At 71.1% G+C, this 15,265-nt stretch carries 15 protein-coding genes and 1 pseudogene; 7 read left to right on the forward strand and 9 right to left on the reverse strand.

All coding sequences use genetic code 11. The annotated features are described in order from the left end of the window. Nucleotides 1-1,803 (forward strand): FtsX-like permease family protein, encoded by a 1,803-nt coding sequence (locus CLV67_RS41020; protein ID WP_106328566.1) that lies wholly within the window; start codon nucleotides 1-3, stop codon nucleotides 1,801-1,803. A 59-nt stretch (nucleotides 1,804-1,862) separates the two neighbouring features. On the opposite strand, the gene CLV67_RS41025 is transcribed toward CLV67_RS41020, so the two are convergent. The 3 genes from CLV67_RS41025 to CLV67_RS41035 all read right to left on the reverse strand — a co-directional run bounded on the left by CLV67_RS41025 (nucleotide 1,863) and on the right by CLV67_RS41035 (nucleotide 5,937). Continuing rightward, nucleotides 1,863-2,618 (reverse strand): hypothetical protein, encoded by a 756-nt coding sequence (locus CLV67_RS41025; RefSeq protein ID WP_146169501.1) that lies wholly within the window; start codon nucleotides 2,616-2,618, stop codon nucleotides 1,863-1,865. A 63-nt stretch (nucleotides 2,619-2,681) separates the two neighbouring features. Then, complete coding sequence (locus CLV67_RS41030) at nucleotides 2,682-4,694, reverse strand: NACHT domain-containing protein (protein ID WP_106328570.1); 2,013 nt, start codon at nucleotides 4,692-4,694, stop codon at nucleotides 2,682-2,684. A gap of 82 nt (nucleotides 4,695-4,776) precedes the next feature. Continuing rightward, on the reverse strand, nucleotides 4,777-5,937 hold the full coding sequence (locus tag CLV67_RS41035; protein ID WP_106328571.1) for an alkaline phosphatase PhoX: 1,161 nt from the start codon (nucleotides 5,935-5,937) through the stop codon (nucleotides 4,777-4,779). Between the two features lie 190 nt (nucleotides 5,938-6,127). Between CLV67_RS41035 and CLV67_RS41040 the strand changes: the two genes are divergently transcribed. Next, entirely contained in the window at nucleotides 6,128-7,009 is an 882-nt protein-coding gene (locus CLV67_RS41040; RefSeq protein ID WP_373873195.1) for an alpha/beta hydrolase family protein, read from the forward strand. Here the strand turns inward: CLV67_RS41040 and CLV67_RS41045 are convergent. Further along, nucleotides 6,999-7,469, reverse strand: a complete 471-nt coding sequence (locus CLV67_RS41045; protein WP_106328575.1) for a QsdR family transcriptional regulator — start codon at nucleotides 7,467-7,469, stop codon at nucleotides 6,999-7,001. The two genes, CLV67_RS41040 and CLV67_RS41045, sit on opposite strands and share 11 nt — an antisense overlap. A 146-nt stretch (nucleotides 7,470-7,615) precedes the next feature. Then, a complete protein-coding gene (locus CLV67_RS41050) occupies nucleotides 7,616-8,071 on the reverse strand; it encodes a MarR family winged helix-turn-helix transcriptional regulator (protein WP_106328576.1) in 456 nt (151 codons plus the stop codon). A gap of 72 nt (nucleotides 8,072-8,143) precedes the next feature. Here CLV67_RS41050 and CLV67_RS41055 point away from each other — a divergent pair, with 72 nt between their 5' ends. Further along, on the forward strand, nucleotides 8,144-9,166 hold the full coding sequence (locus CLV67_RS41055) for an LLM class flavin-dependent oxidoreductase (RefSeq protein WP_106328578.1): 1,023 nt from the start codon (nucleotides 8,144-8,146) through the stop codon (nucleotides 9,164-9,166). A 126-nt stretch (nucleotides 9,167-9,292) separates the two neighbouring features. Further along, a complete protein-coding gene (locus CLV67_RS41060) occupies nucleotides 9,293-10,348 on the forward strand; it encodes an LCP family protein (protein WP_106328580.1) in 1,056 nt (351 codons plus the stop codon). Nucleotides 10,349-10,376: 28 nt separating this feature from the next. Here CLV67_RS41060 and CLV67_RS52325 read toward each other — a convergent pair whose 3' ends face one another. Beyond that, nucleotides 10,377-11,531, reverse strand: coding sequence for a hypothetical protein (locus CLV67_RS52325; RefSeq protein WP_170154203.1), 1,155 nt, complete (start codon nucleotides 11,529-11,531; stop codon nucleotides 10,377-10,379). A 266-nt stretch (nucleotides 11,532-11,797) separates the two neighbouring features. Between CLV67_RS52325 and CLV67_RS41070 the strand changes: the two genes are divergently transcribed. Further along, a complete protein-coding gene (locus CLV67_RS41070; RefSeq protein ID WP_239166762.1) occupies nucleotides 11,798-12,382 on the forward strand; it encodes a DUF2625 family protein in 585 nt (194 codons plus the stop codon). Here the strand turns inward: CLV67_RS41070 and CLV67_RS41075 are convergent. Then, nucleotides 12,372-13,376, reverse strand: a complete 1,005-nt coding sequence (locus CLV67_RS41075) for a suppressor of fused domain protein (RefSeq protein WP_106328584.1) — start codon at nucleotides 13,374-13,376, stop codon at nucleotides 12,372-12,374. The genes CLV67_RS41070 and CLV67_RS41075 overlap by 11 nt on opposite strands. Nucleotides 13,377-13,416: 40 nt before the next feature. Between CLV67_RS41075 and CLV67_RS41080 the strand changes: the two genes are divergently transcribed. Then, nucleotides 13,417-13,704, forward strand: a complete 288-nt coding sequence (locus tag CLV67_RS41080; protein ID WP_106328586.1) for a hypothetical protein — start codon at nucleotides 13,417-13,419, stop codon at nucleotides 13,702-13,704. Here the strand turns inward: CLV67_RS41080 and CLV67_RS41085 are convergent. Both CLV67_RS41085 and CLV67_RS52330 read right to left on the reverse strand, forming a co-directional pair. Next, on the reverse strand, nucleotides 13,685-13,924 hold the full coding sequence (locus CLV67_RS41085) for a zinc-binding dehydrogenase (protein ID WP_307833894.1): 240 nt from the start codon (nucleotides 13,922-13,924) through the stop codon (nucleotides 13,685-13,687). The genes CLV67_RS41080 and CLV67_RS41085 overlap by 20 nt on opposite strands. A gap of 115 nt (nucleotides 13,925-14,039) precedes the next feature. Beyond that, the gene (locus tag CLV67_RS52330; protein ID WP_170154204.1) at nucleotides 14,040-14,711 is read right to left on the reverse strand and encodes a hypothetical protein; all 672 of its coding nucleotides are present in this window, start codon (nucleotides 14,709-14,711) and stop codon (nucleotides 14,040-14,042) included. Between the two features lie 339 nt (nucleotides 14,712-15,050). Here CLV67_RS52330 and CLV67_RS41095 point away from each other — a divergent pair. After that, nucleotides 15,051-15,265: pseudogene (locus tag CLV67_RS41095) on the forward strand (autoinducer 2 ABC transporter substrate-binding protein); the annotation flags it as partial.

Consider the following 15,265-nt stretch of genomic DNA (forward strand, 5'->3'; position numbering starts at 1 on the left):
GTGGGACGGATCCTGCTGGTCGGGCGGCTGGCCCTGCGTGACCTGCGCCGCCGGCCGGTCGAGGCGGCACTGCTGCTGCTCGCGGTGCTCGCTGCGACCACGACCCTGACGCTCGGGCTGGTGCTGCGGGACTCGGCCGCGGCGCCGTACGAGAACACCCGCGCCCTGACCGCCGGACCCGACGTCGTGATGAGCGCGAGGACGACCGGCCAGCTCGCCGCCTACGGCGATGCGGCCGGTGTGACCGCGCGCAGCGGCCCGTTCCCGGTCGCCACGTCGACATTGGCCACCGCCGGGCAGACGGTGGACGTGCTGGTGATCGGGCGTGACACCGTGGACGCGCCGGTCGACCGGCCGCAGGTCACGGACGGTGGATGGGTCCGCGACGGTGGCATGGTGGTCGAGGCGGCGTTCGCGACCGCGTACGGCCTGACCGCCGGTGATCAGGTGACGCTCGGTGGCCGGGCGTTCGAGGTCGCCGGTGTGGCGGTCACGGCCGCGTCGGCGCCGTTCCCGGCCACGACGTGTCTCGGTGAGATCCCCTGTCTGCACGGCGTGGCTCCGGCCGGTGCGGATCTTCCGCCCGGCATGTTGCGCAATCCGGGGCTGGTGTGGCTCACCAGTGCCGACGCCGGGAGGCTGGGCGTCGTCTCGTACGTGCTGAATCTTCGTCTTGAGGATCCGGATCTCGCCGCCACCTTCATCGGGAGCCCGGATGCGCCGAGGGTGGCGCTCTCGACGGAGATCCGCACTGACGCCACCGAGGTCGCGGGCGACTCGCAGATCCTGCTGATGATCGGTGCCTGGCTGCTCGGGCTGCTCGCCGTCGCGAGCCTGTCGGTGCTGGTCGGCGGCCGGATGGCGGAGCAGACCCGGCGCGTGGGGCTGCTCAAGGCGGTCGGTGGCACGCCGGGCGTGGTGGCCGCCGTGCTGCTGACCGAGTACCTTCTGGTCGCCCTCGTGGCGGCCGCGGCCGGTCTGGGGATCGGGGCGTTCACGGCTCCGCTGCTGGCCGACGCGGGCGCGGGCCTGCTCGGCAGCGCGGGCACACCGGCCTTGAGCATTCCCGTCATCGGTACGGTCACCGGCGTCGCCCTGGCGGTGGCGGTCCTCGCGACCGCGGTTCCGGCGTGGCGGGCCGCCCGGTCGAGCACCGTCGCGGCCCTCGCCGACGCCGCACGTCCGCCCCGCCGGTCCGGGTGGCTGATCCAGGCGTCGGCGCGTCTGCCCGTACCGCTGTTGTTGTCACTGCGGGTGACCGCCCGCCGCCCGCGACGTGCCCTGCTCGCGGTGGCCGGGATCGCCGTGACCGTCGGCGGCGTCTATGTGGCCCTGATCCTCGACGGTTTCCTCAGTAAGCCGTTCGCCGCCGGGTACACCGTGGCGCAGGTCGAGACGCTGCGCCGGGTCCTGCTGCTGTGGACGGTGATCCTGCTGGTCCTGGCCGGGGTGAACGCCATCGTGATCACGCTGGCCACGGTGCTCGACAACCGGCACACGGCGGCGCTCGCACGGGCGCTCGGCGCGACGCCGCGGGACGTGACGGCGGCGCTGTCCGGGGCGCAGATCCTGCCGGCGCTGGCCGGAGCGGTCCTCGGGATCTTCCCGGGTGGTTACCTGCTGTTCGAGGCGATCATGGGCATCACCGGCGGTGACGGCGACCGGGCCACCCCGCCCAGCGCCTGGCAGCTGATCACGGTGGTCGTGATGACGGCGTTGATCGTGGCGGCGCTGACCGCGATCCCCGCCCACCTCGGCGCCCACCGCCCGGTCACCGACTCTTTGCGAGCCGAGACCGCCTGACCGGCTGTGCCCCACCGCTGCCTCAACGCCCGAGACAGCGGTGCGGCACAGCCGGTTGATTACAACAGGTAGGCGGCGGAGGGGACCGCCAAAAGCAGGCCGATCAAGATCAACCACAAGATGGCGGTACGGCCTGTGCGGATGTCCTCCCGGCGTGTGGCGATCACCTCGGCGCGCGATTGCTGCGTGAAGACGGTGAGACCGGAACGACTGGGAGTCAGGCCTCGACGGCCGGCCCTGCCCAGGGCGAAGATCTGCCGGCCGCGTGGGACGCGTACTTCGGTCAGGTGCAGACGTTCGCTACGGCGCAGGTCGGCGGCGGCCTCGGCGGCCAGTGGCGGGAGTGGCACCGGCTTGGCCAGGCTGTGTTCCACGCGCGTGACGATGTAGGGCTGCGGATCGGTCATGATCGGGTCGAAGAGCAGCCGGGACGGCGCGACGAGCCGCGGGTCGACCGGGATGCGGTGATCGCGGTCGGTGAGGGTCGCCCACGCCGGCGACTCGATCTCCAGGACCACGTCGTGGTCGGGCCCCGACTCGCCGGACGGCGTGTACCGGGCGGGCTCGCGCAGCAGCGTGACCCGCCACCACACACAGTCCTCGCCGGTGACCGGGGCGACCTGGCGTCCGGCCGTTCCGTACTCGGTGACGCCTTCCAGCGCGACGCGTCCGCGGGCGTCACCGATCGGAACGGGGCGGAGGCGCCGCAGGGTCCACAGGCCCCGCAGGTCGCTGAGAATGAGGAGGAGGAAGATCCCGGATCCGGCCACGAGAAGCATGCCGATGCAGAACGCCACGGTGGCGACGGTCATCACGCCGTCACAGTAGGCGGCCGTGGCGAGCGTCGATATCGTCCGGCACCGTGGATCTGACCGGGATCAGACAGGAGTCCGTTCGTGAACGGCGGCGAGACGGTCCCGGAGCAGGGCGTGCCGGAACTGGTAGACGCTTCCGGCGCAGCGGAGCACGCCACGCCGATGGGCGTCGTCCAGGTGCCGGGCGAGCCGCAACGGGACCTGCCCGCGCGCCGCGAGAACCAGGGTGGCCAGGTGGAACTGTCCCCAGGCGCTCAGCAGTACCGCGGCCAGCGTCATCATCAGCGCACCGATCCAGGCCCACGGCGCCAACGGGCCGTAGCCCAGGGCCAGCAGGACGTACTCGACGGTACCGGCCGTGGCGGCCGAGGTGAGTGCCACGGTCCGGTCCATGGCGAGCGACGCCCGGGGAGCGGCCGCGGACGGGGCCGGCTCCCCGCCGCCGACGAGCGCCGAGACGACGCCGGCCGACAGAGCGACGGCGACGACCTCCATGAGGTCTCCGGCGAAGAAGGGACCGGCCACCAGGATCGGCACCACGACCGCGATGAACGACCGGACCAGTCCGCGCGCGCTCACGCGCCGTGGATGATGCCGGTCGGTGAACAATATCCGCCCGAACGCGAGGAGCACGCCGAGCACGGCTCCGCCGATGGCCAGGGAGAGCCAGACCGGCGCGTCGACAGGGACTGTCTGCAAGCCCAGTGCGCCGCCCGCGAACGGCAGGAACAGCGCGACCGTGATGGCGTACACGACCGACGCCACCTGGGCGGCCGGCGCTGGGCGGATCTCGTGGATACGCCACCAGGCGAGATCGTGGATCCGTTGTTCCCGCAGTTGGGCCGCCAGTGTCGACAGCCACAGCCGGGTTCCGTCGAGCGAGGCTTCCGCGGCGGGCACGCCACCGGCAGTGGCGTAGGCGGCCGGGATCAGGTGGTCCATGAGGTGACGCTCGATGCCCTCCCGGCTGTCGGCCCAGTCGGCGGTCAGCAATTCCTCCGGATTGCGGTCCGGATTCCGGTACACCGTGCGGGCCAACCAGATCATCAGCGGGGTGGACAGCGCCTCGGTCAGCGGGGTCGAGGGCTGCCCGCGCAGCTCGGCCAGCACCGGTGACCAGCGCCGATCGGCTGCTGCGGCGCTGTCGTCCAGGTGCTGCGCCGCCTCCTCCGGCGGGACCGGCTGGAGTTCCACCACCACGGCGGCCGGGATCGGGCCGCAGGCCGCGACGGCCGCCCGATAGGGACGGGTCCGGCAGGTGACGACGAAGTCCCGGCCGGCGGTCGCGGCGCCGGACAGCCCGATGAGTGCGGCGCGCTGCAGTTCGTCGTCGAGTTCGTCGAGCCCGTCGAGTACGGGCAGCAGGCACCCACCGGCGACCAGATCCCGGGCCAGGCTGCGCGACTCGCCGGCCGGGCCGGGCACCGTCCCGGCGAATCGGCGGTCCCGGGCGATCAGCTGGTCGGCGATCCAGTCGTCGAGCGGCTGGACCGGATTCCATCCCGCGACGTCGAGCAGGACCGCGACCGGATCGCCCGCGCCGCGGCAGTCGAGCAGCTGAAGTGTCAGCCGCATGGCGAGCACCGACTTGCCGGCTCCCGGCTCACCGAGGATGACGAGCCGTTTCGGCAAGTCGGGACGGTCGAGCACGGTGGCGATCCCCGCGTAGTCCCCGTCCACCTCGACCGGGCCGGCGCCCGCCGATCCCCGCACCGACGCCCACCGGGCCATCACGGCCTCGGTTCCCGCGTTGACGGCCCACCGCACGTTCAACGGCCACGGCTCGCCGACCCGGCGGGCGGCCTGTTCGGCGGTCCACTGTTCACGTTGTGTGGCGGCCAGGCCCGCGAGCACCGCCTCACGGTCGGTGCCCGCGCTGCCGAGCCGCCACAGCCAGGTGAGCAGGCAGGTGCAGGCGACGAGGGCGCTGACCGAGCCGAAGACGACGCTCGCCCACTTGTCGGCGCGTTCCAGGCCCTCACCACGAAGGAACCAGGCCAGGATCAGCGCGGTCGCCGCCGCCACCACCAGCGTGATCAGGAACCAGACCCGGGGGCGCGACCACTGATTCGGCACCGCACCATGATGGCGGCACGCTTCCCGGATCGCACCACCCGTACGGCTGACTGATCGATGTTGATCTTTTGGTGGAGAGGGGTCAGGTGCGGAACGGGCCGGTGATGCAGTACGTGATGCCGCCCGACGACGAGCCGCTCGTGCCGCGCTGCGACGAGAAGTAGAGGCGGTTGCCGGCCGGGGTGAACGCCGGTCCGCACAGCTCCGACGAGCCCTGCCCGGTGACGCGCAGGAACACCGAGATCTTGTCGTCCGGCGTGATCAGGCAGATCTCCATGTTGCCGCCGTCCTCGGCGACGTAGAGATCGCCGTACGACGAGCCGGTCACGTTGTCGACACCGGTCAGCGGCGCATTCCCGGGGCTGACCAGGTTGTCGTCGTAGGCCAGCTCGTAGGTGTTGTTGAGCAGGTTGACCTGCCACACCCGGTTGTCGCCCTTGGTGGTGAACCAGACCGTGTCGCCGGCGTAGTGGCAGCCCTCGCCGCCGTTGAACGACTTCGAGCCGGACACCTGGCTGCGCGTCCGCGTCGGCGAGCCGTCCGGGTCGGGCACGTTCGCCCAGGTGAACGATCCGGACGTGCCGGAGCCGGCGACCATCACCTGCAGCGTGCCGGACGACAGGTCGCCCCAGGTGGTGGGCACGAACCGGTAGAAGCGGCCGTTGGTCTCGTCCTCGGTCAGGTAGATCACCTTGCGGACCGGGTCGGCCGCGGCCGCCTCGTGCTTGAACCGGCCCATCGCGGGCCGCGCCACGGCCGTACCGCCGAGGGGGTAGGTCTCCCAGACCCTGCCGAGGTCCACCTCTTCGCAGCTCAGCCAGGTGTTCCACGGGGTCTTGCCGCCGGCGCAGTTCTGGTTGGTGCCGGACAGGATGCGCGAGGCGCCGACGATCGTGCCGGTCGAGTCGAACAGGATCCGTGACGCGCCGCCGCCCGCCGACGAGCTGACCTCGGAGTTGGAGACGTAGATCCAGCCGGAGCCGTTGGGGATGACCGCGCCGCCGTCGGGGGCGTCGTGCCAGACGTAGGAGGTGCCCGGCACGGTCTGCCGGGAGCGGGCGATCACCCTGCTGGTGAACCCGGCCGGCAGCTGGATGCCGTTGGCGTCGGCGGCCTGCAGCGCGCCGTACGGTCCGGTGGCGTTCTGGGCGGGTGCCGCGTAGGCGGCCGACCAGGCGGTGAAGGGCAGGGCCAGGCCGGAGGCGCCGGCCACGGTGGTGCGCAAAAGGGTTCGCCGATCCATGTGCCGGACCGTAACGGCGCATAGAAGACGGTTGATTAACGGCGGGCATCGAGTCGATGAAAGGCCGATTCGGGCGTTTTGTAGCCCCGTGCCCGGACCCCCGTCTCAGTATTCCCCGCGCCGTTGTTGATGCGTCGGCGATGAGCAAAGAATTGCTCCAGTAAACGTTTCACACAGGTGGGAGAGAGAAGTGGACAAGGTAATTCCAAAGTTATTCGGAATCGCTGCCGCGGTTGCTCTCGGTGGTGCCGGAATCACTCTGATCCCGGATGCCGACGCGGCCACCGCGTCATTCGCGAAGGGCCCGGCGCCCAGCAACGCCAGCATCGAGGCGGTCCGCGGACCGTTCGCGGTGGCCCAGTCGAACGTGTCCCGCGCGTCGGTGTCCGGCTTCGGGGGTGGCGACATCTACGCGCCGACCGACACCGGCGCCGGCACGTTCGGCGCCGTGGTGATCGCGCCCGGCTTCACCGCCCGCAAGTCGAGCATGGCCTGGCTCGCGCCACGCCTGGCGTCGCAAGGCTTCGTGGTGTTCAACATCGACACGCTGAGCACCTCGGACCAGCCGGCCAGCCGTGGCCGCCAGCTGCTCGCGGCCGCCGACTTCCTGACCCAGCGCAGCACCGTGCGGGCCCGGATCGACGCGGGCCGGGTGGCCGTGATCGGGCACTCGATGGGCGGCGGCGGCGCCCTGGAAGCGGCCGGTAGCCGCCCGGCGCTGGCGGCCGCGATCCCGTTGACGCCGTGGAACCTGACCAAGTCGTTCAGCCGCAACGCCGTGCCCACGCTGGTGATCGGTGCCGAGGCGGACAGCATCGCCCCGGTCCGCAGCCACGCGCAGCCGTTCTTCCAGAGCCTGCCGGCCGTGCCCGGGAAGGCGTTCCTGAACCTGAACGGTGCCAGCCACTTCGCGCCGAACACGCCGAACACCACGATCGCGAAGTTCAGCATCTCCTGGCTGAAGCTGTTCGTCGACGACGACACCCGCTACCAGCAGTTCGTCTGCCCCGGACCGGGCGCCGGCGCGGCGGTGCAGGAGTACCGCAGCACCTGCGACCAGTTCACTCCGTGAGAAGGGCCCGCAGGGCCGGCTCGGCCGACTCGAAGGCGATCGGGCCGCTGCCCAGCAGTGGCCCGTAGAGCACGCCCTCAAGGGTCCGCAGGTAGAGGGCGGCGCGGCGGCGCAACTCCGCCGGGTCGCCCTCGATGCCGGACTCGACGAAGATCCTCAGCTGGGCGTCGATCGCGTGGTGCCTCACCTCGGCGGCCGCGGTGAACAGCACGCGGGCCGCGGTCTGCGGCTCCTCGGCCACGAACTTCCGCATCTGCTGGGCCGAGTCGAGCAGCTCCGTGAAGATCCGGGACACCTCGATCACCCGGTCCGGCCCGGTGCCGCAGGCCTCCCCGGCCGCCTCCGCGATCAGGATCTTGGCGATCGCCCAGAACACCTCGCCGAGCAGGGCGTCCCGGCTGCCGACCGCGCGATAGAGCGTCGCCCGGCTGATCGCCAGCTCATTGGCGAGGGTGTCCATGTCTATTGTGGAATGCTGCAGATAGTGATGTGCCGCGCCCCTCAGGAGTACCTCCGGGGCAATGACGCGCCGTGCCGTGGGAATGGCGATTCTCCTCCCCCGAGAAATGCATCCTGTAGGGGATACGTCTCATGCGGCGCTTCGGTTCAACGGTTCGGCAGATGATCTCGTAACGCCGCTGAAATCTGTGCCAGGGCATCCATTTGCTCAGGCGTGAGCGCCTCGACGAACAGCTCCCTGACGGCGGTCAGGTGCGGCACGGTCGCCGCGTGGAACGCCGCCGAGCCCGCGTCGGTGAGGATCACGAAGGCGCCACGGCTGTCCCCGCTGAACCCCTCGCGACGGATCAGTCCGCGCCGCTCCATCCGGCCGAGGTGATGCGACAGCCGGCTGCGCTCCCAGCTGATCGCGACGGCCAGGTCGGAGGGGCGCAGCCGCCGGTCCGGAGCCTCGCTGAGCGCCAGCAGCACCGCGTAGTCGCCGGGGGAGAGGCCGGACTCGGCCTGCAGCCGGGCCGCGACCACGGCGCGCAGCGCCTCGGTCGTCTCGATGAAGTCCCGCCACGTCCGAAGCTGCTCGGACGTCGGAAGTCTCCTGGGCATAAACACCGGCCCCTCACTGTTTGACGTGTCGATCAGCCTAGTTGACACGTCAATCAGTATGGAGGAACCGCCATGATCCTCGGTCTCGACACCTTCGGCGACGTGCCGGTCGACGACGCGGGCCGCCCGCTGTCGCACGCCGCCGCCATCCGCCAGGTGGTCGACGAGGCGGTCCTCGCCGACCAGCTCGGCGTCGACGCGATCACGCTCGGCGAGCACCACCGCCCGGAGTACTCGATCTCCACCCCGGAGACCGTCCTGGCCGGCATCGCCACCCGCACCGAGCGCATCAAGCTCGGCTCCGGCGTCACGGTGCTCAGCTCCGACGACCCGGTCCGCGTCCACCAGCGCTTCGCCACCGTCGACGCGCTCAGCAACGGCCGCGCCGAGGTCATCCTCGGACGGGGCTCGTTCACCGAGTCGTTCCCGCTGTTCGGCTACGACATGGCCGACTACGCGCTGCTCTTCGAGGAGAAGCTGGAGCTGTTCGTCAAGCTGCTCGACGAGAAGCCGGTCACCTGGTCGGGCAAGACGCGGCCGGCACTCACCGACGCCGACGTGTTCCCCAAGACCGAGTCCGGCCGCCTGACCACCTGGGTCGGCGTCGGCGGCTCGCCGGAGTCGGTGGTCCGCACCGCGCGACACGGCCTGCCCCTGATGCTCGCCATCATCGGTGGTCCGGCCGGCCGGTTCGCGCCCTACATCGACCTCTACAAGCGCGCCGCCGACCAGCTCGGCACGACGGCGCATCCGGTCGGCATGCACTCGCCCGGCTTCATCGCCGACACCGACGAGCAGGCCAAGGAGCTGTACTACCCGGCGTACAAGGTCCAGCGGGACCGGATCGGGGCGCTGCGTGGCTGGCCACCGCTCACCCGGGCCGAGTTCGACCACGAGGTCGAGTCGGGCTCGCTCTACATCGGCGCGCCCGAGACGGTGGCCCGCAAGATGGCCGCCTCGGCACGGACGCTGGGTGTCGGCCGGTTCGACCTGATCTACTCGGCCGGCGCCCAGTCGGCGAGCGCACGCACCCGGGCGGTCGAGCTCTTCGGAGCCAAGGTGGCCCCGATGGTCCGGGACATGCTCAATTCCTGAGACCTTCCGTGGGTACGCCCGGAGCACTCCCGTGAGGGTTCCGGGCATACCTCGCGAACCGGCACATGAGACCGGTGCGACGTGCAATCATGCGTTTCGTCGTACCAAATGGGAGGTATGGGTCTTATGGTCGGTACTGTCCAGCGCCGGGCACCGTGGTGGACCCGTCTAGCCGTAGCCCTGGGCGTGTTCCTGCTGCTCCCGGCGGCGGCCATGGCCGGCGTGCCCCGCCCGGTCGCCGGCCTGCGCGGACCGCTCAACGTCCTGCTCGCCGGCATCGACCCGCGCGGCACCCACGTCCGGCCGCTCTCCGACTCGATCATCATCGCCCACATCCCGGCCGACCGGCAGGGCGTCTACCTGTTCTCTCTGCCCAGGGACCTGGTCGTCTGGATCCCGGCGTTCGCGAAGTCGGGCACCGCGGGCCAGTACGCCAAGATCAACGCTGCGATGGCGCTCGGCAGCCAGGTCGGTCCCGGCCGGTACGACCCGGCCCAAGGTCTGGAGCTGCTGGGCCGGACCGCCGGAATCGTCACCGGCATCAAGCGGTTCGACGGCGGTGCCGTGATCAACTTCGGCGGGTTCAAGAAGATGGTCGCGGCGATGGGCGGCGTCGAGATGGTCATCGACCAGGACGTCGTCTCCGAGCATCTCCGGCCCGACGGCCGCCCGCGCCGGCTGTCGGCGGCCTGCCGCGCCTCGAAGAACTGCCTGCGCCCGTACATCGGCGCCCAGAAGACCTACGTCAAGAGCCCGCTGCCCGTACGGCTGCGCCCGTGGGAGGCTCTCGACTACATGCGGCAGCGCTACGGCCTGCCGCGCAGCGACTACGACCGCCAGCGGCACCAGCGCCAGCTCCTGCGATCCGTCGCGAATCAGGTCAGCGGCGACCCGGCCCGCCTCCTGGAGGTGATGACCGCGGTCGGTGACTCCCTCACCTTCGACGGCGGCGGCCACGACGTCACCGAATGGCTGCTCGAACTCAAGGACCTCGACGTCCGCACGGTGACCGCGATCAGCCTGCCCGGCGAGCCCGTCTTCCAGAACGGAAAGTACCTGGGTGAGCGCTTCACCACCGAGGCGGCCGGCTTCTTCACCGCCGTGACCGCCGACCGGGTGGCCCCCTACCTGCTCGACCACCCCACCCTCGTCGACCCGGCCATCCCGGCCCGCCGGCCGTAGCCCAGCCACCCGCCGGCCGCGAGGTGGCTCATCTGCCGGACGCACGGCCGGCGGGCCGGCGACGACGAGCCGCGATCACGGCGATCGCCACGGCGGCCACCGCCAGGCCCAGCCCCGCGATGATCGCGCCGGCCGGGACACGGCGCGCGGCGGACGCGGCCGCGGACTCGGCGGCGGGCGGGTCGGCGCGGGCCGCCGCGGGAGCCGGCGACGGCGCGGTCGTGGCGGGCGCCGCGGGGCTGGCCGGCGTGACCGGCCGGGGCGCGTCCGGGAGCGCGTAGCGCAGCAGGGGCACACCGTCGTCACCGGACTGGCCGGTCACCTCGGAGACGGTCAGCAGGGCGGTGCCGTCGGTGCTGTAGGCGATCGACTCGCCCTGCGGCTCGTTCGGAAGCTCGACCCGGCGCGGGCTGCCCTCGCTGATCGCCTGGATCAGACCGGCCGCTGTCTCGGGGGCGGCGACGTCGAGTTCGAAGGCGTCCGCATAGGTGCGGAGGGCCACGCGCCGGCCGTCCGGGCTCGATCCGGCGCCGGTCACCACCAGCCGGCCGCGGAAGCCGAACGGGTTGTCGGTGCCGGTGACCGGGATCCCGAACACCCCCGCCCGCCGCATCGGCGTGGTCGACGTCGCCTTCAGCGGACCGTCCGGGACGTACAACCCGGCGGTGAACGGGTCCTTGGTGATCACGACCGGGGTGCCGTCCCCGGCCACGAGCAGCGCCTCCGCGTCATGGGCGCCGTCCGGGTAGGACATCCGCAGCAGCTCGGGGCTGTTCGCGCCCGGCGCGAGCCGCCACACCGCGATGGTGGTCCGCTCGCGGTTGTTGTCGCCGATGTCGCCCACCCACAGCGTGCCGTCGCTGCCGCGGGCCAGATCCTCGGTGTCGCGTGGCCGCGACGGATATTTCAGCGCCCGGGTCACCTTGCATCCGCGGTCCAGGAAGAAGATCCGCCGCCCGGAGTCCTCGTCGGCGCCGTCGTTGACCACCACATATCCGGCCCCGTCGGTGACCAGCCCCGAGATCTCCACGAGCCGGTCGTCGGTGACCCGGCACACCCTTTCCGGAGCGGCCGCCGGGAGATGGCTCACCGGCAGGTGGCTCACCGGCAGGTGGCTCACCGGCAGGTGGCTCACCGGAACGATCGCGGCGATCAGGGCCGAGGCCGCGGACAGGACCGTCATTCGTCCCACCCTGCCACGGCTGCGCCACCGCCGGGCGTTGCGGCACAGCGAGTCCACAGGAGCTCGTCGTCAGCCTGGCGCCGGCCGCCCGGTCCCCGCCTCCAGGGCCGGCCGAGGCATGATGAGGGCCCCGCGTCACACCCTGTAACCAGACGCGATCGGCGAAGCCGGCGACCACCGGCCCCTCGCCGGCCGGCGCATCCGGAGCATGGGCACCGGAGCCCCGGCCCGGCAATGGGACCACTGATCTCCCTAGGATCGCGATCATGAACGCGTGGAACGAGGTGGCCGAGACGATCGCGGCCGCGCCCTATCCGGTGCGGGCGCTGACGCCGGACCCGGTACGGGCCGAGGCCGCGCTCGCGGCGTTCGGCATCACCACCAGGTCGTGGCTCGGTGCGGTCGTCGCCAACACCGGAGGCCTGCTCGTCGACCACGGCTGGCTCCGGGTTCTGGGCAGCGGCGCCGACGGCCTGCCCGACGTGACCGCCGAGGCCGACCCGGGCCGGCGCGGCGTCGTCGTCGCGTACGACGTGCTCGGCGGCGTCTTCGACTGGCGCCCCGCCGACGCCGGCCGCCCGCCGACGGTGCACTACTACGCGCCCGACACCCTCGACTGGCAGGACCTGGAGCAGGGGTACACCGACTGGCTGTACGCGGTGCTGGCCGGCTCGCTCACCGCGTTCTACGAGACGCTGCGCTGGCCCGGCTGGGAGGCCGAGGTCGGCGCACTCGCCCCCGACCGGGGCCTGACCGTCTGGCCACCGCCGTCGACCGTGGAGGGCGCCGACCTGTCGCTGGTCAGTCGCGCCCCCGCGCCGCTGCTGCAGGTCGTCGCCTTCAATCAGTGACCTCGACACTGAGCCGGTCGGTTCCCGGAACCGGCCGCCGGCCCGGCGTGAGCAGCCCGGGCAGCGCGTCGACGGCCTCCGAGGGCAGGTCCAGTTCGAGGGCACCGCCTTCAAGAGGCCGCACGGCGTACGCCGGAGCGCGTCGCACCAGCGTGCGGACGTGCCCGTCACCGTCCAGGATCAGATCACGCCCGTGGCCGAGCCGGTCCCGGACGGCCTGCGCCACGAGACCGGCGTTGACCTCCTTGAACCGCAGCAGCACGGCCCCGCTGTCGTCCACAGTCGCGCCGAAGCCGGCGATCATGAACAGGCCGCTCGACGACCCGTCCCGTTCCCGCCCGGCGTCGATGAGGGCGCGCGTGTCCGGATCGTCGGTGATCGACGGCCGGTCCAGGTCGGTGATCAGCAGAGGGTCCCGCTCGGTCAGCAGCTTGAGGACACCGTGCACGTCCCACTGCCGGATCGCGTCGTACTCGTCCGCGGTGATGCCGACGACCTGCAGGAACTGCAGCCGCCCGTGCGGCGTGCCGATGGTGCCGAGCTCGGGGTCCTCGACGAAGGCGAGCCCTCTCATCGCGGTCGGCGGATCCTGCCGCAGCGGACCGCCGGGATCGAGGTGGTGTCCCGCCTCGAACCAGTTGCCGCTCGAGAACACGTACCGGGCGAGGTACTGCAACAGGTCCGCGGCCCACATCGGCGGCTCGTCGTCGTCGATGCTGCGGGCGATGCGGAAGCTGAATTCGAAGCCCCAGCCGGACTCCTCGGTCTCCTCGGTGTCCGACTCGTCCCGGGCGTAGAGCTCGCTCATCCCGTAACTCACCAGATGCCAGTGCGGGACCGGTTCGGCTCGCGGGTAGAAGCTCACCCCGTCCAGCGGGTCCGGGCCGCCCAGCGCGAACCGGTGCATCGTGGCGAAATGCCTCGGCTCGACGCCTGGATAGAACTGCTCGAGGCGGGTGTCGATGGCGTCCCAGCCGGGTGCTTCGGAATTCATGGCACGAGGAAAGCACACCGCCAACGGTTACGCTTCGAGAGTGCCGACCATCGATCTGGACTCGCCGGCCCCGCCGCAGCGGCCCGGCGTCCGCGTGCGACCGTCACGCCCGCTGATCGCGGTGCTGGCCGGTGTGGTCCTGTTCGGGCTGGTCGGCGAGCCGGTGACCCCCGCCTCTCCGCTCAACCCGTCGGCGGTGTGCGCGCAGCTGCCGCCGATCCCCGGACGCGACGCCGGGCCGATGCAACTGACGATCATCGACGAGCGCGACGGCCAGGTCATGTATGTCGTCACGTGTGAGATGCCGTTCAACCAGCTGGGACAGTGATCACCACGTTGCCGGTCCTGCGCCCGGTGTCGACGTAACGGTGGGCCTCGACGAGCTCGGCGATCGGGCACGTCCGGTCGACGATCACCCGCAGGTCGCCCTTCTCCAGCCGTACCCGCAGCTCGGAGAGCGCCTTGTGCTTGCGCACCGACATACCGGCCCGGACCCGGGGCCCGCCGATTCGAGCCTCATCACCCGTACGCCCCGGCGGGGTTTGAATGGTCCGAGAACGACCGGCCCCACCGTGGCCCGCCCCGGCCCGTAGGCGTCGAAGACCATCGCTCGCCTACCGGGATCCCGGGGTGCCGCGCCTGTGGCGACGCTGGGCCCGCCGATCACTCGACGCACTTCTGGCCCTCGGTGGTCAGGATGACCGACGAGACCTTGCCGTCGTTGACGTCGATCCGGTAGCTGCTCCCGCTGCCGCCGGGTGCTTTCACCCACCCGTAGTCGCGTGCGTTGTCGTCCCCGGTCAGGATGGCCTCCCAGTTCGGATACGCGGCCTTGACCTCGTTCACCGTGCTACCGGTTCGGATTCCCTCGGGAGTACGGACCCCGTCGGGTGCCTCGATGCCGGACAACCCGAGGTTCGGGGTGAAGTGGACGTTGTCGCCGGTGGTGCGCAGCCTGGCGACACCGCAGTTGCCGGTGAAGTCCTCCACCTCGTAACCCTCGATGAGTCCGGTGGCTTCGGCCTGCTCGGGAGTCATGCGCAGCTTGAGGCCGCCGAGCCCGTTGGGCCCGAGCACGAGTCGCTGCTGGGACGTCCTCGATGTGCCGCTCGGCGAGGGCGACGAGGCCGTGGACGGCGTGGCCGGAGCCGACGTCGCCGTCGCCGTCGCCGTAGCTGACATGGCCGCAGCGCTCGTCGGCGGTGTCGTGGCGGGGGTCGTGATGCCCGCGGGTGCGGCCTGGCCGTCGAGTCGTTCGACGTCCGGGGAGCAACCGGTGGCCGCCAGTGCGGTCAGCAGGAGCGCGCCGGTCAGCCGGATTTTGTTGACGCCCATGGATTCGTTCCTTTCGCGTGGTCTCGACTTGGTATCAGGTGCGATGCGGGGCCGGCCGGGCCGGTTCGGCAAGAGAGGATCACGGATCGATAACTGACTTGAAACCTTAAAAATGGCCCTCGGGCGGGTCGGGCACGTGCGGGCCAGCAGGAAGGCGCTTTCCTGAGAGGAATCCCGATCATGCGGCCGGGGAGTGTGGTGGGTCACGCCGGTCTGCCGCGCAGTATCAGCACGTAGTAGGCGTTCAGCTACCCTTAGCTGTGACGCTTGACACAACGCGTCATCGGCTCGTAACGTGAATTACATAGTTCGTGAAACGTTTCAACAAACGGAGTTCTCATGCGTCTTGACCGTAGGTTCGCCGGCGCCCTGGCGATCACCACCGCGGCTGCCATAGCTCTGACCGGTTGCACGAAGAAGAACGAGTCGCCTGACACCGGTGCGTCCGGTGCGGCGGGTGGTAAGACGTACAAGGTGGCGTTCGTTCCGAAGTTGCAGGGGGTGCCCTACTTCGAGGCGATGAACGCCGGTGGTAAGCAGGCCGCGCAGGCTCT

This window comes from Actinoplanes italicus (assembly GCF_003001815.1).
Lineage (GTDB): Bacteria > Actinomycetota > Actinomycetes > Mycobacteriales > Micromonosporaceae > Actinoplanes > Actinoplanes italicus.

Bases quoted from the DNA above. Each gene is read 5' to 3' on its own strand.
- CLV67_RS41035 (WP_106328571.1), bottom strand. From the start codon at position 5,937: ATGGATCGGCGAACCCTTTTGCGCACCACCGTGGCCGGCGCCTCCGGC.
- CLV67_RS41045 (WP_106328575.1), bottom strand. From the start codon at position 7,469: ATGGACACCCTCGCCAATGAGCTGGCGATCAGCCGGGCGACGCTCTAT.
- CLV67_RS41050 (WP_106328576.1), bottom strand. From the start codon at position 8,071: ATGCCCAGGAGACTTCCGACGTCCGAGCAGCTTCGGACGTGGCGGGAC.
- CLV67_RS41055 (WP_106328578.1), top strand. From the start codon at position 8,144: ATGATCCTCGGTCTCGACACCTTCGGCGACGTGCCGGTCGACGACGCG.
- CLV67_RS41060 (WP_106328580.1), top strand. From the start codon at position 9,293: ATGGTCGGTACTGTCCAGCGCCGGGCACCGTGGTGGACCCGTCTAGCC.
- CLV67_RS52325 (WP_170154203.1), bottom strand. From the start codon at position 11,531: ATGACGGTCCTGTCCGCGGCCTCGGCCCTGATCGCCGCGATCGTTCCG.
- CLV67_RS41070 (WP_239166762.1), top strand. From the start codon at position 11,798: ATGAACGCGTGGAACGAGGTGGCCGAGACGATCGCGGCCGCGCCCTAT.
- CLV67_RS41075 (WP_106328584.1), bottom strand. From the start codon at position 13,376: ATGAATTCCGAAGCACCCGGCTGGGACGCCATCGACACCCGCCTCGAG.
- CLV67_RS52330 (WP_170154204.1), bottom strand. From the start codon at position 14,711: ATGGGCGTCAACAAAATCCGGCTGACCGGCGCGCTCCTGCTGACCGCA.